Origin of the sequence: Staphylococcus schweitzeri, from assembly GCF_002902405.1 — a bacterium.
Taxonomy (GTDB): Bacteria; Bacillota; Bacilli; order Staphylococcales; family Staphylococcaceae; genus Staphylococcus; species Staphylococcus schweitzeri.
Map to the genome: position 1 here is coordinate 1 of NZ_PPQS01000011.1, position 24,814 is coordinate 24,814.

Annotated in this window: 18 protein-coding genes and 1 pseudogene; 5 read left to right on the top strand and 14 right to left on the bottom strand. The window is 33.5% G+C overall.

Annotated features, from left to right (window positions below; genetic code table 11):
* The 7 genes from secA2 to CD116_RS02315 form a co-directional block, all read right to left on the bottom strand.
* Positions 1–2,145, bottom strand: a 2,145-nt coding sequence (gene secA2 / locus CD116_RS02285; protein WP_103325171.1) for an accessory Sec system translocase SecA2, incomplete at its 3' end; no start/stop codon positions are given.
* A complete protein-coding gene (gene asp3, locus CD116_RS02290) occupies positions 2,135–3,094 on the bottom strand; it encodes an accessory Sec system protein Asp3 (RefSeq protein ID WP_047548199.1) in 960 nt (319 codons plus the stop codon). The genes secA2 and asp3, both read right to left, overlap by 11 nt.
* A complete protein-coding gene (gene asp2, locus CD116_RS02295; protein WP_047531048.1) occupies positions 3,081–4,640 on the bottom strand; it encodes an accessory Sec system protein Asp2 in 1,560 nt (519 codons plus the stop codon). The genes asp3 and asp2 overlap by 14 nt, the downstream gene beginning before the upstream one ends.
* Complete coding sequence (gene asp1 / locus CD116_RS02300; RefSeq protein ID WP_047548201.1) at positions 4,630–6,183, bottom strand: accessory Sec system protein Asp1; 1,554 nt, start codon at positions 6,181–6,183, stop codon at positions 4,630–4,632. The genes asp2 and asp1 overlap by 11 nt, the downstream gene beginning before the upstream one ends.
* A 10-nt stretch (positions 6,184–6,193) precedes the next feature.
* Positions 6,194–7,405 carry an accessory Sec system protein translocase subunit SecY2 gene (secY2, locus tag CD116_RS02305; RefSeq protein WP_047548203.1) on the bottom strand — a complete coding sequence of 404 codons (1,212 nt, stop codon included), beginning with the start codon at positions 7,403–7,405 and terminating at the stop codon, positions 6,194–6,196.
* Positions 7,406–7,533: 128 nt separating this feature from the next.
* A complete protein-coding gene (locus CD116_RS02310; RefSeq protein WP_047548205.1) occupies positions 7,534–14,376 on the bottom strand; it encodes a lectin-like domain-containing protein in 6,843 nt (2,280 codons plus the stop codon).
* 544 nt (positions 14,377–14,920) lie between these two features.
* Positions 14,921–15,613, bottom strand: a complete 693-nt coding sequence (locus tag CD116_RS02315; RefSeq protein ID WP_047531041.1) for a flavin reductase family protein — start codon at positions 15,611–15,613, stop codon at positions 14,921–14,923.
* 313 nt (positions 15,614–15,926) lie between these two features.
* On the opposite strand from CD116_RS02315, the gene CD116_RS02320 reads away from it, so the two are divergent.
* The 5 genes from CD116_RS02320 to CD116_RS02340 all read left to right on the top strand — a co-directional run bounded on the left by CD116_RS02320 (position 15,927) and on the right by CD116_RS02340 (position 19,908).
* Positions 15,927–16,871 carry a hypothetical protein gene (locus CD116_RS02320; protein WP_078101641.1) on the top strand — a complete coding sequence of 315 codons (945 nt, stop codon included), beginning with the start codon at positions 15,927–15,929 and terminating at the stop codon, positions 16,869–16,871.
* Positions 16,872–17,003: 132 nt separating this feature from the next.
* Positions 17,004–17,933, top strand: a complete 930-nt coding sequence (locus CD116_RS02325) for a hypothetical protein (RefSeq protein ID WP_047548207.1) — start codon at positions 17,004–17,006, stop codon at positions 17,931–17,933.
* 104 nt (positions 17,934–18,037) lie between these two features.
* Positions 18,038–18,967 carry a hypothetical protein gene (locus tag CD116_RS13695; protein ID WP_169929113.1) on the top strand — a complete coding sequence of 310 codons (930 nt, stop codon included), beginning with the start codon at positions 18,038–18,040 and terminating at the stop codon, positions 18,965–18,967.
* 196 nt (positions 18,968–19,163) lie between these two features.
* On the top strand, positions 19,164–19,397 hold the full coding sequence (locus CD116_RS02335) for a hypothetical protein (protein ID WP_224757345.1): 234 nt from the start codon (positions 19,164–19,166) through the stop codon (positions 19,395–19,397).
* Between the two features lie 151 nt (positions 19,398–19,548).
* Positions 19,549–19,908 (top strand): hypothetical protein, encoded by a 360-nt coding sequence (locus CD116_RS02340; protein WP_047548211.1) that lies wholly within the window; start codon positions 19,549–19,551, stop codon positions 19,906–19,908.
* An 84-nt stretch (positions 19,909–19,992) separates the two neighbouring features.
* Here CD116_RS02340 and CD116_RS02345 read toward each other — a convergent pair whose 3' ends face one another.
* The 7 genes and pseudogenes from CD116_RS02345 to CD116_RS13810 all read right to left on the bottom strand — a co-directional run.
* Positions 19,993–20,604: a flavin reductase family protein gene (locus tag CD116_RS02345; RefSeq protein WP_047548214.1), complete on the bottom strand. Its 612-nt coding sequence runs from the start codon at positions 20,602–20,604 to the stop codon at positions 19,993–19,995.
* Between the two features lie 78 nt (positions 20,605–20,682).
* A complete protein-coding gene (locus tag CD116_RS02350; protein ID WP_047548216.1) occupies positions 20,683–21,159 on the bottom strand; it encodes a peptide-methionine (S)-S-oxide reductase in 477 nt (158 codons plus the stop codon).
* Between the two features lie 2 nt (positions 21,160–21,161).
* Positions 21,162–21,662: a GNAT family N-acetyltransferase gene (locus CD116_RS02355; RefSeq protein WP_047428145.1), complete on the bottom strand. Its 501-nt coding sequence runs from the start codon at positions 21,660–21,662 to the stop codon at positions 21,162–21,164.
* A gap of 225 nt (positions 21,663–21,887) precedes the next feature.
* A complete protein-coding gene (locus tag CD116_RS02360; RefSeq protein WP_047449931.1) occupies positions 21,888–22,658 on the bottom strand; it encodes a tyrosine-protein phosphatase in 771 nt (256 codons plus the stop codon).
* Complete coding sequence (locus tag CD116_RS02365) at positions 22,655–23,347, bottom strand: polysaccharide biosynthesis tyrosine autokinase (RefSeq protein WP_047428140.1); 693 nt, start codon at positions 23,345–23,347, stop codon at positions 22,655–22,657. The genes CD116_RS02360 and CD116_RS02365 overlap by 4 nt, the downstream gene beginning before the upstream one ends.
* Before the next feature lie 17 nt (positions 23,348–23,364).
* Positions 23,365–24,027 (bottom strand): Wzz/FepE/Etk N-terminal domain-containing protein, encoded by a 663-nt coding sequence (locus CD116_RS02370; protein ID WP_047428138.1) that lies wholly within the window; start codon positions 24,025–24,027, stop codon positions 23,365–23,367.
* A 718-nt stretch (positions 24,028–24,745) separates the two neighbouring features.
* A pseudogene (locus tag CD116_RS13810) lies at positions 24,746–24,814 on the bottom strand (TetR family transcriptional regulator); the annotation flags it as partial.

Below are 24,814 nucleotides of genomic sequence, written 5' to 3' on the forward strand. Positions count from 1 at the left end.
AACGAAAATATTATAATAATATGTACTTTGCATATTGTTACGATTCAAAGCTACTTGCTTTTCAAATTGCTCTAATAAAAATGTTACTACAGCTTCCTTATCTTTAAAATTAACATAAGACATATCTTTGTTAAATTGGAAACTTAAATTTTGATAAATATACTCGACCACTTTCTCTTTTGTTAAAGTCTTCTCTTCATTTACAAACATGTCAAACACTTCTTTAGCTAGCATAATAAAGTCCCTGTTTTCCGCGTCATTAATAGCTAAAATCCGATTACGTTCTTCATATACAATATCTCTTTGAATACTTATACTTTTTTCAAATTCATTTGCCATCTCTCGCGCTTTAACACCTTGTTCTTCTGAAACACGCTGTGCTTTAACTACAATTTGCTTCACTTTCCGATTAAACAAACGACTTTGTGATAATTGTTGTGCTTCCAATGCATACAATTTATTGTTTTCTCCTAATTGACTATCGCTCCATCTTTTAACTAAATAATCATCTAAAGAGATATAAATGCATGACGATCCTGGATCCCCTTGTCTGCCAGAGCGGCCTCGCAACTGTCTATCTATACGACTATTTTCCATATGTTCATGAATAATAACAGCCAGACCACCTAAAGCTTCTACACCTTCACCAAGTTTAATATCTGTCCCTCTTCCGGCCATACTTGTTGCCACAGTCACAGCACCAATTTGCCCTGCTTCAGCAATCATTTGGGCTTCTTTTGCTACATTTTGAGCAATTAATAAGTTATTCGGAATATCCATTTGGAAAAATACTGTTGAAAAATATTCTGCAGCTTCTGCAGTTCTTGTTATGAGCAAAACAGGTCTCCCTGTTTCGTGTAATTCAACAATATGACTAATCATGGCGATATTTTTTTCATCAGCAGAGCGAAATACCTTATCTGGTTCATCGATGCGTCGAATTGGTTTGTCAGTCGGCACTTGTACAACAATTTTAGAGTATAAATCAAAAAATTCTGATTCCCCTAATTTACCTGTCGCTGTCATACCTGAAAATGAATCAAAAAGTTTAAATAAATTTTGAAAAGTAATCGTTGCCATGACACTTTTATCGGTAGAAGTTGCCATACCTTCTTTTGCTTCAATCGCTTGATGAAGTCCAGATTGTAATTTAGTACCTGGCAACATGCGCCCTGTAATACGGTCAATCAAAATAATGTCACCATTATAAACAAAGTAATCGACATTAGACTCAAATAAATATTGTGCACGTAAAGCAAGATTAATATTGCGTACTAAAGCCATTGCCCTTTCACTATATAAATCCTCAACATTAAAATACGACTGCGCCGCTTCAATCCCAAAGTCTAAGAGCCAAATTTCTTTTTTAGTTTTCTTCATTTTAAAATGTACATCTTCAACTAATGTATCTACAAATTCTTTAACAATGTGAAATAAATTCGATTGAACTCTCGGTGCACCGGAAATAACTAATGGTGTTTGAGCAGCATCTAAAATAATCGAATCAACTTCATCAATAATACCGTAATTCAACTGTGGCAAAAATTTGCCTTCCGTACTATCTGCCAAATTGTCGATTAAATAGTCAAATCCGAGGCGTCCATTCGTTGTATATATAATGTCATGTTCATATATATTACGTTTTTCCCCTTTTTGATACTCATAATCCACAATATCAACGAAACCTAACGAAGCTGTTAAACCTAACCATTCATATAGAGGCTTCATTTCTTCAAAATCACGTTTTGCTAAATAATCATTTGTAGTAATTAAATATGTACCTTTTCCGGAAAGAGCATTCAAATATAAGGGCATTGTTGCCGTTAGTGTTTTACCTTCTCCTGTTTGCATCTCTGCAATGTTACCTTCATGTAAAACAATTGCGCCAATCAGCTGCACTTCTTTTGGGTACATACCTAACACTCTTCTACTTGCTTCACGAGCCACCGCGTATGCTTCAGGTAATAATGTATCTAATGTATCAACGCCTGATGACAAACGTTCTTTAAATTCTATCGTTTTTTGCCTTAGCGCTTCATCAGAATATAACTTCATTTCATTACTCCATGCATTGATGCGCTTTACTATTTTTTTAATCGAATTTAGTCTTAATGCATTTATCGTAACATCTAATTTATGTTTCATGAGCTTCCCCACCATTCAGTTTCGATACATCTAAATATGTTAAAAATCGCACTGGATTCATTAAACGTGACATATAACTCAAATGCACATCATCAGCTTCTTTAAAATAAACCACCTCATTAACGTCATTTGATTCATTATTTCCTAGGACATGATTATTAAGCCATGTTTTCATATCTTCATCTTCATGACTCGTCCGATACAACTTACATTGCAATTTTTTTGATAAGTTTGTCGCAAAAACATTCGACTTTGGTCCATGACTAATAATATTTATTGTCTTATATTCATTGTGATTACGAATTTCGTGATACAACTGTATAATATTCATTTCAATATCATTATCCATCCAATAGTCAACGACCCACACGCAATCAAATGCTTTCAAAAAATCATTTGTTACTGTTGGATACGTATCCGAAGGTTCTGTAATAATGACATTCAATATTTCATTGTCATCTTGTACATTTCTTGTCTTTTTAATTTGCATACCTTTATATTCCAAATCAGCTTGATGCGTGATTTCCGTGATTGTTAAACTTCTAAAAGTAAGTGCCGTAGACGCAGCATTCATCATTTTAATTTTATAAGCATAGGCTTCTTCAGGATATTGCATCGTGATATTTCTTGATTTTACAATTTCAGTACTTAATTTCGTTCCATTCTTATTATAGAAAATGATAATAAAATATACAGAATGACTAGGTGTTGCATCAAAGTCGAAGTGTATGTGATAACGTTGTCCTCTACGTAATATTGGCAAGCTTGGCGCACTTTTATATTTCGAAAATTGCTTTAACATCAACCACTCATGAATAGGTAGCCCTGATGGCATTAAAGGGTTAACGAAAGTCACTTCACCATCAGAGAATGACACTTTTGAACCATACATAAATGTTGTTTGTGAAATGTAATTCCATGTCACCTTAAATGTTTTATTTTTTAACATATTGACCTCTCCCAAACTTATCTTCCAAAATAATGTTATAAAAATTAACAAACCAATTTGCAATCGTCGGAGAATCATCATTATGTCTCCCTGGTATACTACGACTCATCACTCGTGCTTGGTGTTCTGTTAATATAGGCAATAAATCTTGAAAAGCATGTGGATCATAGTCATCATGTTGCATATATGCTATCGCAAATATAGTATTTGACAATGATTTCTCTTGAAATGTTTGCCAGAATTTTTGATTTAACGCTTGAATAGACGCCCGTGAGGTGTCTCCTTCATTAGATACTAAAACATCTAGCGCTGTACCAAATTCTTCCGGTCTCAGTAACCGCATGTGATCTGCAATTGTTCCAATATTAACTAGTGGTTTCCCGACTATAATTGCTTGCGGATCTAACTGGGCGCCATAGTACAAAGCACCAAATGAACCCATAGACAACCCTGATAATATCAGTTCATGTGAATTAAAGTTGAGTTTTTCTAAAGTTTGTTTAATGACATTTACAATACCTTTTTCATATTTAGGCGATCCAATATAAAAACTACCGCCTTCAATTCTAGGGTCACCAATAAGTAAAAAGGGGGCACCCATACGTTTCATCATGTAGTATCCTTCGAAACCTTCTGCTGTACGATAGCCACTAAAATATACATTTAATGGTGGCTTCATATCACCCGGATGGAAATAATATATAAATTCTTGTCTTTGATCATCGACAAAGCGTTCTCCACCTAATAAAAACTCGCCCATATCTAACCTAGACCACCGTTTATGTATAGGTCCTAAATTCACCGTTCCACTTCCACGAGCTTTAACGGTCACACTTATATATGCATCAAATGGTTTCGACGGTATCTCTAAAGGAATGTCTAATTCATCATTATTCAACACAATTTGTTCAACTAAACTTCCAGCTGCACCTGTTTGGATCAACCTAAACGTATATTGCAGCTCAACACTGCCTTCAATATCAAATTCCGGCCATATTTGAATCACTTTTTCTTTATCATAAACGAGGTTATTTTGCCATGAGGCGATAGGTTTCAACGCATCTCCAAAATTTCCCGATAATGTAAGTGCAGAATTGCCCTGATAGACAATATCTCCTTTAAAGTTCGGGTGCACAAGCGCAAGTTTAGGAGAAATCTTATCTCCATACTGCCCCGAAAAGCAGACCGCTTCTAATTTATTATTTCGATCTTGAATATCGTAATAATGTAATGGTTGTATAAAGAACTTTTTAACTATTTGATCTTGTTCAAAGTTATGTGTCCAAAATGCTTCGTCAACATACGTGTTGTATGCTTCGCTTATCATTTGTAACATCTGCATTAATGCCTTCGAGTATGGTGCTTGAATATAAATAAAATCAAAATGCCCTTCAGATTCAACAATCGCCTCAATTGCTTCTACATAACCACTATCAAACTCAAACAGTCCAACATCAAAGTAGTCCCAACTTACGCCTTTTTTATTTTGGAAAATAGACTCTAAATCTTCTCCACCAATTTGTAATACTTTAAATTTACGTGGCATCTTTTTCACCTTCTATTAATTCATCGAGCTGACGAATAATATTGTTAGATGCATATGCATCTATTAATTTTAAAGAATAGGCATAAGCATAGTTCCAATTTTTCAAGTAACTTAAATAATAATTTAACGCTTCACTTAGTTGGTGAGACGTTTCAATGATACGCCCGTTATCATAGTCAGAAACATAATCTGTTGATTGACTATTAATTTGTGGAATTGCAGCACTAATCGCACTGATTTGTAAATATAAATCTGGTTCTTCAGACATATCGATAATTATTCGTAATGTACGCATTGCTTCAACGACATCATGTTCAGCAAATATCGTCTTAATGGTAATGACATCGTCCTGATCTTCAGTTGTCATTAATGCAGAAACATTCACATCTTCTTCTTTTTTAGCATGATATGCCTCATTCACTGATGCCATACACGTACGTAACCATTGCGGTATATTATTTTGATGCCGTGTGAGCAAAATTAAACGGTATTGATCTTCACGCTCAATATAATCAACAAGACATTCCATTAATTGTTTTAAGTTAGCCTCAGTCATACCATCTATCCAAACGCCAATAAATGTTTCCATTAATTGACTGCTAATGTTAGGCGATTGTCTTGTTTCAAAAGGAGTAATTCGAATCATGTTATCCTGCCGAGCAAGATTTTGTTGATGTTGGAATAATGCACGTTCTAGTTGCAAGCTATCAACAATAAAATGGGCACCTTTCACGATTGACTGATACTCGTCAGAAGACACCGTTTCATTTCTATTTTTAAAAAATGAATAACTTAGTGCTTGTGCTGGAATATTCTTAGCAATGAATTGATTGTGTCTAGTGTCTGAAGCTACAATCATATGATCTTTTGAGTGTATCGTTCTCTTGATCATCTCTTGAAATTTCTCTTCAATTATTTCAGCCATACTGTTATATTGTGTCTGGTGATAATCATGTTGATACCTTTCTGAAACAGAGACTCGTCCAACTTTTAAATCTTCACAAAGTACACAATCACCATCTATCGTTAAATATTCTTGATATGTGCCCTCTCCATCTTTATCAAAATAACGTATTGCCGACAAATAACCTCTATCATCAAATATATAACGTCGCTGTAATTGTCCATTTTCAAATTCCTCAAACCAAATCGAATACCCTTCCTGACTAAAATAAATATTTGTAAAGGTTTGATCACTCGTTACACATTTAAGTAAGTACGGTGTGTAAACAAATTCCACATCATCGGGCCATTTTAGGTGATGATAATTAATTGCTTGTGGTGCATGATGACTAAATCCTTGAATTTCATCGAATACTGACCAATACTTTGTCTCATATAAATCGTACCGGTGTAAAAATGTTCTTAAATTCGGTGCATGGTTTAAAACGATAAGATGATAGTCTAATTCATTTTCCAAGTGCATGCCCATCAAACTAATCATGTCATCAAACTCTGTCTTTTTTTGCATTTGATAATACGGTACTGTTGTATCTTGCCACCATTGTTGGTCATCATACCAAGCTGGGATGAAATATTTCATAATTACCTCCTTACCAATATTGATTCAAAAACGACTTATATTTATCAAAATATAAATAGGTACGAATTGTTTCTGCAATATTAATGCTGATATAAATTAATACAATCAGTTGCACTGCAAAATAAATTTCTGTAGATAAATGTGGCACAAGTAACGTGCAATAAAGTGGTATACCGATAATAACTGTAACTAATGCAGAACCAAACCAGCACATGCGTCGAGCATTACGGTTTAAATAACGTTCAGTATCTTTACCAGGCTTTACTGTTAAGAAATAATTTCCACTTTTCAAAAAATCTTTTGCTTTTTGTTTAGTATTTATTAAAAATCTTGATAAGAAGTACCCTAACATTAACTGGATGATTAAATAAATCGAAATACCGATTGCGCTATCAAATGTCAGCATCTGTAGATTATCAGATATATCATCATTAAATATAGATAAGATAAAATGTATGCCGCTTTTTAAGAAAACAAATACTGAAATACTCATCATTAAAGTAATACTACCTGCAGGATTTACTTTCCAAGACAAGTACGATTTCATATTTGTTGCTGACACATTCATTAAATCAATGTAAGGTAATCTAACTTCAACTAATTCAATAAATAATAAAATAATTAATGTGATGATCACGAGAATTAATAATAATGTGATGATTAAATGGCCTGCATCGATATGTTCAAACCTTTGATGCATCATTGATTTAATAATACTAACCATCACAATAGGCATCGGACCTGCAATGCCATAGCGACTATTTTTATCAGCTAGCCAAACAAGTAACATCGTTCCGGTAATCAAAATTAATATCATCAAATAAATGTTTTCATGATGTACACGATCTTTCATAACGTATTCATGGATTACAAAATAACTTTGAATCACACTTAAAATTAAAGTTAAAATACGTTCCTTATAATGTTTCTCTAAACGAGTTTGTTTCATATACTTATCCATGTTTCTATATGAAATAAGCATCAATATAATCATTGATGTTAGCCATGGTCCTAAACCGAGCGTGAAAATATTCAATGTATTAACGTCGCCACCCATATTAGAAATTGCTATCTTAAAAAACGACCCATGTTTTACCTGCATATCGCCATATGAAACAATCGAAATATTTGTACCTAAAATATATATAAACAAGATAAAACATGTGTAAAGCATACGTTTGTATACAATTTTATATTCATATTGTTGTAAAAGTTTTATCATGTTACACCTCTTCAATTTCAATGCATTAAAAAGACTAAGGATTCATCACTAATAATTGAAAATCCTATATCGATTTTTCTAGTGATTGGTGCCTCAGTCTTTTTAATTTTGTTATCTATACGCTCTAATTATGCTTGCGTATCATCTTCTTTGTCTTCGTCATTCTTTTTCTTTCTTTTCATTAGTCCTAGACCAATTAATAGTGTCATGACGCCACCTAATAATCCGCCTTGTTTAATTGAATCACCTGTATCTGGCAATTTCTTATCACTATGTGTTGTTGCAGTATCTTCCTTCATTGCTTCAGATGTTTCGCTAAATGTTGACTGAGAATGTGTTGCTGACTGCGAAACATTTGTATTCGGTGCCATTGACTCACTAGTTGAACTTGACGCACTTGCGATTTGTGTATGACTTGTACTCGTTGAATCTAACGGATGCATAGAGTCAGATTCAGATATACTTGTTGAAATCGAGTCCGACATAGAGCTAGACTCACTAATTGATGTTGAGTCAGACGTACTTGTTGAATCGGATATACTCAATGACTCCGATGTGCTTATTGAGTCTGAGTCGGACATGCTCATCGATGCTGATGTGCTTGTTGAATCTGAAGCAGACATACTCATTGAATTAGAGTTGCTAATTGAAGCCGAGTCGAGTGTCGAACTAGACATACTTAGTGATTCAGATGTACTGATTGAAGTGGAATCACTTAATGACTCAGAACTACTTGTTGAATCTGATAGGCTCTCTGATTGAGACATACTATTTGATGAGGATTCACTCTTCAACGTTGAGCCACTTACTGATTCTGATACACTGATTGACGTTGAGTCACTTGTCGAAATAAATATCACTTTGCTTTGCGAATCACTGACACTCACTGAGTCGGACTCGCTCATACTATCTGAAGTTGATAGTGATGATGACAATGATGTACTTTGTGATATCGATGTACTTGCACTCGCTGACATTGACATTGATATCGATGTACTCAATGAAGTTGAGCCACTTGTACTTGTTGATTGACTTTGTGACATTGAATCACTTAATGATGTAGATGTACTTGTTGAGCTTGAGTCACTCATACTTGTCGATTCTGAGTTTGAACCACTGAGACTAGTAGATGTCGACTGCGATGTACTTTCGCTCGATGATGCGGATGTCGATTGTGATAATTTTAAGGAATCAGATTCGCTATTACTAGTTGATGTACTTGTTGAATCTGATAAACTTTGCGAATCACTCACACTTGTCGATTCAAAATTGCTCATACTTGTTGAGTCTGATTCTGACTCACTTACGCTCGTTGATGTTGAGTCTGATCCACTCATACTTTGTGAGCTACTTAATGATTTTGAATCACTTAATGATTCTGAGGTACTCATACTTATTGAGTCACTTAATGATTTTGAATCACTTAATGACGTTGACTCTCTTGTACTTGTTGAATCACTCGTTGATTGTGAACCACTTAGTGAATCGGACTCGCTCACACTTTCTGATACTCTCAATGATGTTGAGGTACTTAATGACGCTGAGTCACTTGTACTTGTTGAACTGCTCAATGATTTCGAACCACTTAATGAATCGGACTCACTCATACTTTCTGATGCTCTCAACGATGTTGATGTACTTAATGACATTGAGTCACTCGTGCTTGCTGAATCACTCATCGATTGTGAACCACTTAGTGAATCGGAGTCGCTTACACTTTCTGAATTTCTTAATGATGTTGACGTACTTAATGATGTTGAGTCACTTATACTTGTCGAGCTACTCAATGATTTTGAGGCGCTTTCTGAACTTGATTCACTTACACTTTCTGAACCACTTGTTGAGCTTGAATCACTTTCCGACATCGATATACTTGCTGAATCGGATTCACTTGTACTTTTAGAGATACTTTGCGAATCACTAAATGACATTGAGATACTAGTTGAGGCTGATTGGCTCATGCTCGATGATCCGGATATTGATGCACTCGTACTTTCTGATATTGACATTGAACCACTCAGACTTGCTGAGTCACTTGTCGACAGTGACACACTTTGCGAATCAGAATTACTTACACTTGTCGATATACTTGTTGAGTCAGACATACTTTGTGAATTACTTGTAGACATCGATGTGCTGGTTGAGTCTGATTGACTTGTACTTGCACTTGCCGATGTTGATTCACTTAATGACATTGAGGTTAATGCTGACTCACTTGTACTCATACTTACTGATGTTGATTCACTTTGACTTGCTGAGTCAGACAAACTTGCAATTGTTGACATTCGATTAGATGTTGATTCACTTTGTGAAACACTCAGACTTGTTGATGTACTTAGTGAATCGGATTCACTTATACTTGCGCTTGCTGAGGTTGATTCACTTAACGATGCTGACGTTGAATCGGATTCACTTGTTGATGTTGAGGTACTTGCTGACTCTGATTTACTTTCTGATGCCGAATCGCTTATGCTTGATGAATCGCTAAGTGATGTTGAGGCGCTTGTTGATTCGGATTCACTTGTACTTTCAGATTTGCTTTCTGAATCTGATACGCTCTCTGAATCACTTAATGATGTTGATGTGCTTAGTGACCCTGATTGACTTGTGCTTTTAGATACAATTGTTGAATCACTTAGTGACGTTGATGTTGATGTTGATTCACTTGTACTTGTTGAATGACTTGTGTATGCTGATGTGCTTAGTGAATCGGATTCACTCGTGCTTGTACTTGTTGATGTTGAGGCACTTTGACTTGCTGAGTTTGAGTCTATACCGCTTTGATTCATTGAAGCGCTTAGTGACAAGGATGTGCTGATTGAGTCGGACAAACTTGTTGATGTTGATGTGCTTGTGCTTTCTGAATCGGATTCAGACATACTCAAACTTGTTGATGTTGAGTCGGATTTACTTGCACTCATTGACGTTGAACCGGACTCACTTGTGCTTGTTGAATCACTTAGCGATGTTGATGTACTTAATGAATCGGATTTGCTTGCACTGATTGAATCGCTTGTCGATTCTGATGTACTTATCGAATTAGACTTACTTGTACTTGTCGAATCACTTAACGATGTTGATAAGCTTGTTGAACCGGACATACTTGTACTCATCGACTGACTTAGTGAGGTCGATGCACTTACACTCTTAGCAGTTGACGCTGATATACTGTCACTAGTTGATGCAGAAACGGATTCACTTCCACTGGTTGAGGTGCTCAATGATGTTGATGTGCTTCCAGATTCTGATGTACTGTCTGATAAGGACATACTTGTACTTGTTGAGCCGCTCAATGACTCTGATGTCGATTCTGATGTACTTTCACTCACTGATTCACTTAAAAATGTTGATAAACTTTGTGACTTCGAATCACTCGTACTGTTAGATTCACTAGCGGATATCGATGTACTTAATGACTCTGATGTAAGTTTACTTGCAGATCCACTTACTGACGTTGAGTCGCTTATTGAATCAGACTCTGACGTGCTAAGGCTTTTCGATGTACTCAATGATGCTGAAGTTTGCTCTGATAAACTTGTACTTTCTGATGTTGATGTACTTGCCGAATTAGATGTGCTCGTCATAATGCTTTCTGATACTGATTCACTAGATGCTGTTGATGCAGACATACTCCCACTCGTTGAATCGCTTAATGATGTTGATAAACTTGTTGAATCAGACATACTTGTACTTGTAGAAGTTGAGGTACTCAATGATTCTGACATGCGTAATGAATTACTTAATGACATAGACTTGCTAGATGAGTCTGATTGGCTAGTGCTTAATGACTGGGATTTGCTTGTTGAATCTGATGTACTTAATGATTCACTTAGCGATTCGGATGTACTGCTAGATTGAGATGTACTTAATGATTCACTTACTGACGTAGATTTACTTGTTGATGCTGCTAAAGAATCACTCGTACTCACTGATTCGCTCAACACTTTCGATGAGCTTAATGACTCCGATGTACTCGTTGACGCACTTTGAGATTCTGAAAGACTTAACGATCCAGATACAGAATCACTTGTACTTGTTGAATCGCTCAATGATTCTGATGTACTCATTGATTTAGATCCACTTGTACTTATTGATGTTGAGCTGCTCAATGACTCTGATTTGCTTGTTGATGCACTTTGAGAGTCTGCAATGCTATTTGAAATGCTTACAGATTCTGATGTGCTGACTGACTCACTCAGTGATGTGGATGTACTTATTGCATTCGATGTGCTGTCACTTAATGATTGTGACGTACTAGACGATCCTGATGTACTTGTTGATAGACTTTGTGACTTAGACAAGCTCCCCGATGTACTCATACTTAATGAGTCACTGAGTGACGTTGATGTACGCAATGAATCAGATGTACTTGTTGATAGACTTTCGGATTTTTCAGTACTGCTAGAGTTTGAAATAGAATCGCTTAATGATGTTGATTTACTAGCTGAATCCGACATGCTTGACGATACACTTTGTGAATTTGCCAAACTTGTACTCGTTGAACTAGACACACTATTACTTTCTGAAGTACTCAAAGATTTAGACACACTGGCAGAATCAGATAAGCTAATACTTGTTGATTTTGATGTACTTGCTGAAGTTGACGTCGCGATAGATTCCGACGTACTTGTTGATGCACTTTGAGAATTTACTGTGCTTGATGACACACTTTTTGATTGTACAGTGCTACTCAATGTCGACACTGAATCGCTCATACTATTTCTTGTTACTTCATATTTAAAAGTTGTTGTCGTTTTGTTTCCACTAGTATCTGTAGACACAATAGTTACTGTATTTGTACCGATAGTCGCTGGTGTTCCACTAATCGTATTTGTTGTACTATCGAATGTTAATCCAGAAGGCAATCCTGTGACTGTATTTGTTACTGCATTACCACTATTGTCCTGCGTAGCAATTTTAATCGGTGATATTGTAGAAAAAACTTCTGACGATTGATCTCCAATTGGTGTTACAGTTGGTGCTGTCGTATCTACAACATTTATTGTAAAGGTCGTAGTCGATTTATTGTTTGCTTGATCAGTAGATACAACGGTTACTGTCGATTGGCCTATTTTCGTTGGCGTCCCGATAATTGAATTTGTTGCGCTATCATAACTTAGTCCTGAAGGTAGTCCGGTTACTGTATTTGTGACCGTTCCAGTTCCATTATCCGTTGTAGTTAATACAATCGGATTCATTGATTTACCAACTTCAGTAGTTTGATTGCCTACAGTTACAGTTGGTGCTTTCACATCAGTAAAGTAATATGTTACAGATTGTCCAGCATTCGTCATTTTTACAGTTTTATTAGTATCATTATAAGTTGATGCATATGAACTATCGACCGACGTGTAGTTATATCCTTTAGCAGACATTGCTGATTGTTGATTGTCAATTGTTACAACTTGGTCAACATTTCCTGAATATGTTTTCGGTGAAATAATATCTTTACCTGTTGTTACATCGACGTATCTCACTTGTGTAACAGCAGATTCTGTATATTCAAATGTTCCAAATTGTACTTGTTGTAAATTTGTCGCACCACCTGTTGAGGCTGTCATTGATAATGAAAAGTTGGTCGTGCCACTTTTCGCAATCCAATCCGAAATATTACGTGTCCATGTTTGACCAGCGTATTTAACGGTCATAACCTTTGTATCACCATTATAATTAATATCAAAATCTTGAAATGTGTTATTTGTTGGTTGAACATTTAACTTCGCAGCATTATCAGCTGTTGAACTTGATGTATACGTTGTCGCAACGCCATAACTATCTGTGGTTACAAAGGCACCAAATGCACCACCACCCGCTACATTAGATGGGTCAGCATTGGCTTTTGCTGCTGAATTTGGTTTTGATGTATTGTGATACGTATCCAATTTGAAGCCGAACGCATTACTCAAACCACCAATACCTACTGCGGCACCGTTTAACCCTGTTTCACCTAATACACCTGGTGAAAAGGCAAACCCGATACCATCGCCACCATTGCCATGTCCTTCATATTTATTACCTAAATTTACTTTTCCAGAAAAATGAAAACTCTTATTGGAATCAATACGTGTTCCTAAAGTAATGGCTCCTCTTTGGCTCGTTATATCTTGTGTTAAAGTTACAATACCTGTACTTTGATCATAAGTTGCATTTCCTGAAGTCGTCATGTGTTGTTTAAAATTATCTTTATTAACTGTAATGGTATTGGCAGTTAATGCGCTTGTCGTCGCTGCTGATGCAAATGATGACATAGCTAATCGACTAAAAGTTCGAAGTTTTACTGGTGCTATGCTAGTTGATGTTGTGCTAGTTTTGTTTAAATTGGCTGAAGATAGTGTTGTGCTTTGTGAAGTGTTATTGGGTGTAGTACTTTGATTTAGCAATGTATTACTCTGTTGTTCTGTACTTGAAGTTAAAGATGTCGACTTAGTATCAGAAATTGATGTATTATTCTTTGAGGATGTTAATTCAGATGTAGATGCTGTTGTCTCTTGTTGATTGCTTGTGCTGTTAACTGTAGATGCGACACTTTCAGACTTTTCACTTGAAGTAGTATCGCTATTTGATGTTTGTATCGAACTACTATTTTTCATTGCATTTGTAGAATCTGTTGTAGATGTTGCCCCTTTGATAGTAGTTGAATTTTGGTTACCTACTGTTTCACTTTGTGTATTTAATTCAGATGTTAACGGTGCGTCTGACGCCGCAAAAGCTTGCTGATCATGTAACATATTCACAGTAAATGCACCGCCAATAACTGCTGTTGTTTTAAGACTATAACTTGTCATTTTCTTACTTACACTATCATTGTCGTGATTATCTATATCTTGACTAATAAATGGCAAGCCTATAATTTTAAACATTTCTAATTCTTTAATTCCAGATTTAACCCAATTTTTTCCGGATTTATAAAGCTTCACTCTTGTTTTTTCGTTTACTAAGCTGTCATGAAATTCTTTTTGTCTTTTACTCATGTATTAACTCCTTGCATTATCTTTATATTCATTAGATTATAATATATGCCACTATTCAATTTAATACAACTCTTTTTTTGATATAAAAATACTTATTTTGTTAAAATTTGAAAAATATCATTTTTATCCACCTGAATGGAATCGTTTTCGCAGTTTTTTAATTACTTTTTCTCGTTTATGCGTATAATCTTTTTTATATAAATTTAGCTATTCGGCTTTATGTTTAATCATTATAATTGTTTGGTTTTTAAAATAATTATTGTATTAATATATCTATATCATCCACCTTTTATTTATAAATAGTTAATTTACAACTAAACGATAAATATTATATACAAAATACATCTTTAATATTAAAGTAATACCAATATATTTTCAATAAACCTAGTGTAATATATGTGTAATTCTAAAAGATTCTTCTTTAAAAATATAAATAACGCGACATATTGCTTTAACATTTTCATTTATTACGCGAAAAAATGCATCGCTACTAGAGTAAATATTTAGTAGCGATGCATTGAATACATAAAATTGCTTAAATTATTTATTTCTTTTCATCTGATTGATTATCGAAATTTCTTCCTTCTAAACCTGCTAACTCTTCTTTAGAAGCTGCTGGTGCTTTCATTTCAAATATTTCATTCACGACTGTATAATCGTAATATCCTAATCTTGCAATAGGTTTAATCGACTTAATATCTAATTTACCATTATCAAGAATAACCTTATCGTCAATATGAACTTGGGCAACTCTACCTATAACTATATCCACAGTAGATACTGGGTCTCCAGTTGGAATACGAATCGTTTGAACGTACTCACATTCAAAATGAACTGGTGATTCTTTTACACGATATCCTGGAGCTTCTATGCATTTTTCCTTTGTCACACCAGCAAATTCAAATTCATCCTCTTCAGGTGGTAGTGCTTTCGATGATAAGTTAACTGCTTCTCTCAAATTATACGTCGCCATGTTCCATACAAACCAACCTGTTTCTTCTGCATTTTTTACTGTATCTTTACGCTCATGCTCCCCAAGAACGGATTGATTTGCTGCGAACATAACCATAGGCGGATCCCAAGTTAAGTTTTGATACTGACTATAAGGTGCTAAATTATCTTTCCCATCTTTCGATACAGTAGAGATCCACCCTATTGGACGAGGTACTGTACTACTTTTAAATGGATCGTGCGGTAAGCCATGACTCCTTGCACCTTGCTTCGGCGAATAATTCATTCTATCCTCACCCCTTATTAGTAATTACATTTAAGGTTACGCCCTCATGACATAAGCGTCTAATATAAATAATCAATTTATTTATAAGTAGAAACTATATATGACATGGTTGCTTATAATTTGCGTTCTTGATTCGAAAATTTCAAATAAGGATTTATGCAATTAATATTTAATGATGGTTTTTGTTAATTTAATTAATATTAGTTAATATAATCAAGATTAGCTTATAATAATATTGAATAACATTATTTTAGTTTTTGTATAATTTGCCTATCAACTGAAAAACAGCTAATACAAAGGAGCTAATGAAGATATGAGAAAAATTATGCGAATCTTATTATGCACATCAATCATAGTAAGCGGTTGCTCTTTCATACCAAAGAATCAAACAAAAGATATTCCAAAGACGGTTAGCGTCAAAGATTATGATGGTCAATATATTGGTGAACATAAAAAAAGAAACGAAGTATTTCTGAAAAAACATAAAGATGAAGCAATCAAAAAATACAAAGACTACGTGAAAGACACCTTTGGTTATGATTGTAAAATTAATTTAGTTGAGGCCTATACTAATAAATCTGGATTTAGCGAGAAAAGTAAAACGGATGGATTAGTCGTTGTTGGTACTGTCAATTACGATATCCCTTTTCAATTTAGACTGATTTTTGTTGAATCTAACAATGGCATAGCTATCACAACATTTACACCTGGCCATAAAAACGAAACATCTGCAGCTGTTGCAGCTATGATGTATAAGCGTTATGAACACGATATAGAACAAGCTCGGTTAAAATTCAAATCAGAAGTTGAGAAAAACGGTTATTATGCCATGAATGAAAAACTTCAAAAGAAGCAAGAATTCAATGGCGTTACTAAACAATTTTTGAATTTTAATACCGTTAGTATAGATGACCTAGATAAGTTTAAAAAGGAATTCAAGCCTGTCATGCACTTAAAAGGTGATGCATTCAATCAACAGTTACAATCTTTGATTAATAAATATCCACAAATACAAAAAAATATGAAGTCTGAGTTTATTGCCTATTACCATAAAGATGCAAATAAAGAAACTGTAGCTGATTATGCCTGGAGTCTAAAAAAACCCACTAACGAAATTATGAAAACATACCCAGGTGAAAAACGCATGAGATTTTACAAAGATAAAGTATCACCTTATGAACTTGATCAATATGGGCGCTTAAATTCTGATGCAGATGAAATATATGTTATCGGGGGCAATTATAATGAGAATAAATAACCACATCAACTTTACAATTAAACATAAAACGATTATATATAATAATTAATTTATAACTATACAGCTTCAAAACACTTTAACTATTATCTATATTTCCATTATAAAAAACTCAATATAGAGGGGGTATTAAAAATGAGAAGAGTAACTGGTTTTGTATTGTGTACATCACTTATTTTAGGAGGCTGTTCTTTAATGCATAAAGATCAAACAAAAGATATTCCAAAGACGGTTAGCGTCAAAGATTATGATGGTAAATATATTGGTGAGCATAAAAAAAGAAATGAAGTATTTCTGAAAAAACATAAAGATGAAGCAATCAAAAAATATAAAGACTACGTGAAAGACACCTTTGGTTATGATTGTAAAATTAATTTAGTTAAGCCATTTACTAATTCTTCTGGGTTTAGTGAGAAAAGCAAAACAGATGGTTTAGTAGTCGTCGGTACTGTCAATTATGACGTTCCTTTTCAATTACGATTACTCTTTGTTGAATCTGATAATAGTGTAACCATCACTACATTTACTCCAGGTCATGAAAATGAAACATCAGCGGCAATTTCAGCCATGATGTACAAACGTTATGAACATGAAATCGAACAAGCTCGATTAAAGTTTAAATCCGAAGTTGAAAAAAATGGTTACTTTGCCATGAATGAAAAACTTCAAATAAAACAAGAATATAACGGAATTGTAAGGCAATATTTAAATTTTAAAACTCCTGGAATTGAAGGTATGGATAAATTCAAAAAAGAATTCAAACCGCTTATGAATACATCAAATAGTGATTTTAATCAGAAATTTGACGCGTTGTTAATGAAGCACCCTGAAATTAAAGATCAAACTAAAACTAATTTTATTGCATATTATAGTAAAAACAAAACTCGCGATATCGTTGGTGACTATGTAGTAACCCTACAAAAACCTACTAACAAAGTAATGAAAAATTACCCGGGCATTAAATTTATGAAATTTTATAAGGATAGTGTTTCCCCATCACAACTTGATAAGAATGGTAGATTAAAACCTGAAGTTGAAGAAGTTTCTACAATCGGAGGGGAATAGTAGAAAAATCGATAACATTAAATTAACCACCACGAATTGCCTAAAAACATTTTGATGTTCTATAGTTTCTTATAAAAAGACTCAATATAGAGGGGGTATTACAAATGAGAAAAGTAACTGGCTTTGTATTGTGTACATCACTTATTTTAGGAGGCTGTTCTTTTATGCATAATGATCACACAAAAGATATCCCAAAGACGGTTAGCGTCAAAGATTACGATGGTAAATATATTGGCGAACATAAAAAAAGAAATGGAGTATTTCTGAAAAAACATAAAGATGAAGTGATCCAAAAATATAAAAACTACGTGAAAGACACCTTTGGTTATGATTGTAAAATTAATTTAATTAAGCCTTATACTAATGCATCTGGGTTAAGTGAGAAAAGCAAAACAGATGGTTTAGTAGTCGTCGGTACTGTCGACTATGACGTTCCTTTTCAATTTAGACTGATATTTGTTGAGTCTGGAAATGGCGTAGCTATCACTACATTTACACCTGGTCATGTAAATGAAACATCAGCGGCAGTTGCAGCCATGATGTATAAACGTTATGAACCTGAAATCGAACAAGCTCGGTTAAAATTTAAATCAGAAGTTGAGAAAAACGGTTATTACACCATGAATGAAAAACTTCAAAAGAAGCAAGAATTCAATGGCGTTACTAAACAATTTTTGAATTTCAACACAGACAGTATCGATGATTTGGACAAGTTCAAAAAAGAATTTAAACCTATTATGCACTTAAAAGGTGATGCGTTCAATCAACAGTTACAATCTTTGATTAACAAATATCCACAAATAAAGAAAAATATGAAGTCCGAGTTTATTGCCTATTACGATAAAGGCGAAAACAGAGAGACTGTTGCTAACTATGTTTGGAATTTACAAAAAACAACAAATGACACAATGAAACTTTATCCAGGAAATAAAAGCATCATATTTTACAAAGATAAAGTTTCCGCTTCACAATTAGATGATCATAAACGTTTACAATCAGATTCTCAAGAAATCTCCATTTCTGGAGGAAAATAAGATGAAAAAAAATAATCATATAACTGATTTAGATGCTATTGAATTAAGCAGTGCTTGGAATTACAATAGTAATATTTCAATCAATGACGAGATTAATGTAAATGGTAGCATGTACAATGTTATAAAACACCAACAATTAACTGATATGCGATTAATCCTTAGTGAACTTATTTTTACAGAATATGTTATTGTTGAGATGCAAGACTTTTTCAAAAATGCCCTACTATCAGATAGTCTTCTAAGAGATATTAAAGTATTAAGTGCTAATGCTAAAGGCGACGCTGACATGCTAGAAACGGAACTTCATGCTGTTATAAACGCAATGTCTCAAAACGAAGGTAAATCTGTTGATGCACTTAAAAATAGTACTGCTTTTCTAAAAAACAATCTAACCAAATTAAAAGAGCAACTCGATAAAACTACACATTAATTTCATACATTTTGAGTGAATAGAATTAAATTTCCATAGCAAATATTCCTAAACTACACATGTTACATAATTGATTCATTTTTATAGAAACGGGTAAAAATGATAAAGTAATCATCTTTTTCAAAAAATCAAACATTGGGAGGAATAAAATATGATTTTACGTTACGTGACCAATTTAAAACTTGCGAAAGAGCTATACCAAGCCAGTAAACCTAAATTGCAAGAAGATAAGGGTATGATTGAACTGTTTGAACATACTTTCGGGTTGCAAAAAGAACTTGTAAAATACGTCGGTATTGCAGAAGCAACTACTGCTACTTTATACTCAGCGAGCTTTATCAATAAAAATATTTCTCGGCTTGCTTCGCTATCAACGATAGGTATTTTAAGTGTAGCTGCTTATAAACATTTCGAAGCTGGTCATGGAAAAAAAGGGGCGCAACATGCATTAGATTTATTAGGACTTGCTACTTTAAGTTTACTAGATACATTCTCTTGTAATAAAAAATAGTCTTCATTATAGAAGCACATACTTTAGCAACTATGTACTTTGGATTCAATCCATAAACGGTACATCGCTATAGCATGTGTTTTATTATTTTTCAGGTCTATTTATTGTAAATGTTTCCCCTAATTTAGCATAATCATTTCCGGCTAAACGCGAAACAGCCTGTAATGCATGTGGATTGATTTTAAAATCACCCTCATAAATACTCTCATCAATATGATAAGTTACAATTTCACCTATTATTAAGTCAGCCCCATCTAATGCATCCCCAAGCAATATCATTTGCGATAGTTTACATTCGAATCTCATTTTCGCGTCTTTAATTCCTGGCGTCTTAATCGTTGTAGATGTTACAAGTGATAATTCTGTACGGCTCAATTCACTGTCACCATATGCTAACGGCGCTGCAGTCTCATTAATATCTTGAACGTTATATTCGTCTGTAATATGCACAACAAAGTCTCCAGTCCGTTCTATATTCAATGCAGTATCTTTTCTCTTACCTCCTGTACGTTGAACTGAAATAGCAATCATTGGCGGTTGATTATTAACAATATTAAAAAAACTAAATGGCGCTGCATTTACTGATGCGTCTTGATTTAATGTTGTAACAAAAGCTATAGGTCGTGGAATAATCGAACCAATTAATAATTTATAGTTTTCTCTAGCAGTTAATGATTGTGCATCAAACGTATGCATAATACTAACCTCTTTTCTTAGTATATCTAGGTATTTCTCCGATTTCGGTTAATTTAAACATCTATTCTCCTCTGAAAGTCACTTGTATTTATTTAGCAAGTCTGTGGAAATATGACACATATGCATATCTTCTGGATATTTTGCTAAATGTTGCTGATGTTCTTTTGCACTTTTAATATAATTAGACAGCGGTAAGACTTCCACTGCAATTTGATCCCTGTCTTTACGCCTCTCAATAAACTGACGTGCTTCAATTAGATGATCATCTACACAACTATATAAACCAGTTCGATACTTTTTCCCAATATCGTTTCCTTGTTGATTCACACTGTATGGATCAATGATTTCAAATAAATAATTCATAATGTCTGTAATTGATAACTTACTATCATCAAATTGAAGTTTGACACATTCGGCATAACCATCATACGGATCGTCTAATTTAGAGCTTCTTCCATTTGCTCTTCCTGCTTCTGTATGTATAATTCCAGGTATTGTTGTGAAAAATGCTTCAACACCCCATAGACACCCTCCTGCTACATAAACAACTGTCATATTTACACCTCATCATCCTTTTTTATATTTTTAACAAGGTTATACCATTTAATACCGCCATGACATGATTCTGATAAACCTTCATTACAATACCCGTATTTTTCATAAAATGAAATTAATGATTCTCGACATGTTAATGTTACACCCTGTCGATATTGATTCTTAGCAAGATTTTCAAAATAATTTAATAAACGACCTGCAATACCTTGATTTTGATAGTCTGGTGCTACGACAAGACCTAACACACTAAGATAGCCACCTTCATTTTCAAATTTCGATACATTTTTAAATAAATCATCGTTAATGTAACGCTCTTTTATGACTGGACCGTTGATGTATCCAACCACTTCCCCGTTGTATTCAGCAACTATGAAGCTATCTTGGATTTGTTCGATTCTCAATTTTAATGCCTCTGGTGTTGCAGCTTCTTCCGTTAAAAAACCAATATTTTCAAGTGTAATAATTTGATTTAAGTCTTGCATGGTTACTTGTCTTAATGTCATAAGAACACTTCCTTAGCCTTATATTTTAAATATTATATCTTCATCTGTATACTCATTATTTTTAAACTACCTTCACTATAAAAAACGAGTCTTTTTATTGAAAGCCATTCGCCTTAATTAGATAAGTTGTATTATACGAATTTGTATATAACCGTGATTATAATTCTTTTTAAGCATACTCAAAAAGACTGGTACATGTATACCAGCCTAATTCACAAAATATATTTAATTAAACCATTTCAAAAACGACTTCACTTTTCCTGGCTTAGTCGGTCTGTCTAAATAAACAAAATTATCATTGATTACTGAACTGGCATTTCGAAGTAATGCTTCTATGTCATTCAAATATTTCTTCAATTTATAATTGTGAAATAATTCTTGCATCAAAAATGGTCTTTGATCACATGAATGTGCATCTGAAGCTACAAAATGAGCCAAATTACATTCTATAAATTGCAATGATAACTTTTGAATATTTTTTCCAAATCCGCCAACTAAAGAACTCGATGTTAATTGACTTAACGCCCCATTAGCAACAAGTTCATATAATACTTCTGGATTTTTCGCGATACTTCTATTTCTTTCTGGATGTGCAATGATGGGTATATAGCCTCTCGATTGTATTTCAAAAAACAATTGCTTTGTATAATGTGGCACTTCGCCCGTCGGAAATTCAATCAGTAAATATTTCGAACGATTAATACCTTGAATACTACCATTATCTAATCCTTGCAGAATCGAATCCGTAATTCTAATTTCTTGCCCGGGAAATAATTTAATATCTAATGCTTGTATTTCTGGATGTGTTCTCAACTCAGCCAATTTTACTAACACATGCTGAAATGAATTTTCATATCTTGGATGTAAGTGATGTGGTGTGGCTACAATACTAGTGACACCCTCATCTTTAGCTTGTTTTAATAAAGCAATACTTTTTTCAATTGTTTTTGGCCCATCGTCAATATCAACTAAAATATGATTATGAATATCAATCATGATTCATCAGTCCCATAATATGCGTAATAGCTAGCACTTTTATCTTTTGGCATTCTATTTAAAACTACACCTAGTAATTTAGCACCTGTAGCTTCAATCAGCTCTTTCCCTTTTTTAACTTCATCTTTATTATTATTTTCAGAGTTAATCACATAGACAACATTACCTGTAAACTTTGAAAATAATTGCGCATCTGTAACTGTATTAACAGGTGGTGTATCAATAATGATAAAGTTATAATTCATCAATAATGTGTCATATAAATTTGCGAAAGCAAGAGATGTAATTAACTCTGATGGATTTGGCGGAATAGGTCCAGACGTCAAGACGTCTAAATCTTCAATTTCAGTTGAGATAATACTTTCTTGATATGACGACCAATTCAACAACAAACTGGAAAGCCCTTCATTATTTGGTAAATTAAAAATATAATGTTGCGTCGGTTTACGCATATCCCCATCTACAATTAATGTTTTATAACCTGCCTGTGCATATGCCACTGCTAAATTTGCTGCAATAGTAGACTTCCCTGCTCCAGGTGCTTCTGAAGTGATTACAACGCTTTGAACTGCACTGTCAGGATTAGCAAACATAATATTTGAACGTATGCCTCGAAATTTTTCGCTAATAGGTGACTTTGGTTGCTCATGGACAATTAAACTTGATGTACTTCTTCGTGTATTCGTCATGGTAATTCCTCATAAATTTAAAATTTTTGTATTGAACCCAAAATAGGTAACCCTAATTGTGCTTCTACATCTTCTTCAGTCTTAATACGCTTATCTAATAATTCTTTTAAGAAAATGATTAAAATTGCTAAAACTATTCCAACGATGATACTAATCACTAAGTTAACAGATATGATTGGCGATACTTTTACAGCATTATCGTGTGCAGATGAAAGTATCGTAACATTATCAACGCTCATGATTTTAGGCATATCATGTGCAAAAACTTTAGATATTCGATTAACAATTTTGTCAGATTCTGATTTATTTCCAGTTGTAACTGATACAGTAATAATTTGAGAGTTAGTTTGATTTGTTACTTTTAAAAATGAATTCAACTCAGTCGTTGTATATTCACCATCAAATTCTCTTGCTACTTTATCAAGAATTCTTGGACTTTTAATAATTTCCGTATATGTATTTACAGATTGCAAACTACTTTGAACATTTTGGAAAGCTAAATCGCTTGAAGACTTTTTCATGTTAACAAGTATTTGCGTAGAAGCAGTATATTTGTCAGGCATAACAAAAAAAGTTAACACCGCACTTACGACAAGACATATCGCTGGTAAAATGACTAATAATTTAATATTTTTCTTCAAAATATTTAATAGTTTTACTAAATCAAACTTTTCCTTCATGGCATCCTCCATTTAAACATTCGTTATAATCATCGTATTTATGTTATAGGCGGGAACTGTAAGTTAACTTACTCAATCCTATAACGTCCACAACTACACTCCTCTTTTTTTATATATATTTTTTATCATTTAAAATTATATCATGATTTTTAACGATTATGTATAGTATATTTATATTTTTGCGCAACGTTTAATATTGTTTTTCAATTAAATATGTTCGCTTTTTATTTTATTTAATGTACGTCATAACATACTTACTTTAATTCAAAAATGACCTATATCTATCAAGATATAGGTCATTTTTTGATATATAACATTAGCGATTAGCATAAAAATAAGCGTCAATGTCATGTATTAACAATTCATCGACGCTTATTACTTATTTATTCTTACTTTTAATTTCATCTAATTGATACAAATTTCCTGTAATTAGATGACATCCTATTCTATTTAGGGGAACGTGACACATTTAAAATATGTTCAAATACAAACTTAACATCTCACAACAATAAAGTATAATAATATCAAATTCTTAGACAAATCGTATTTTGTAATAACTGATATTAATATTAATACATTGTATTTAATTTATAGATTTTATATACATCTTAATATTCTCAATTTCGAGTTTTATTGTCAACTATATACCGATTGTCAAAAATAATCTCATGTCTTTTTTTACAAAATAAAGTTATTTATTACAAACTAGTTACAAAAATCATTTTTTCAAAAATATATTTAGCAGTGAATACACTTCATCCTTGAATTGACTTTTACTTTCTTCCAC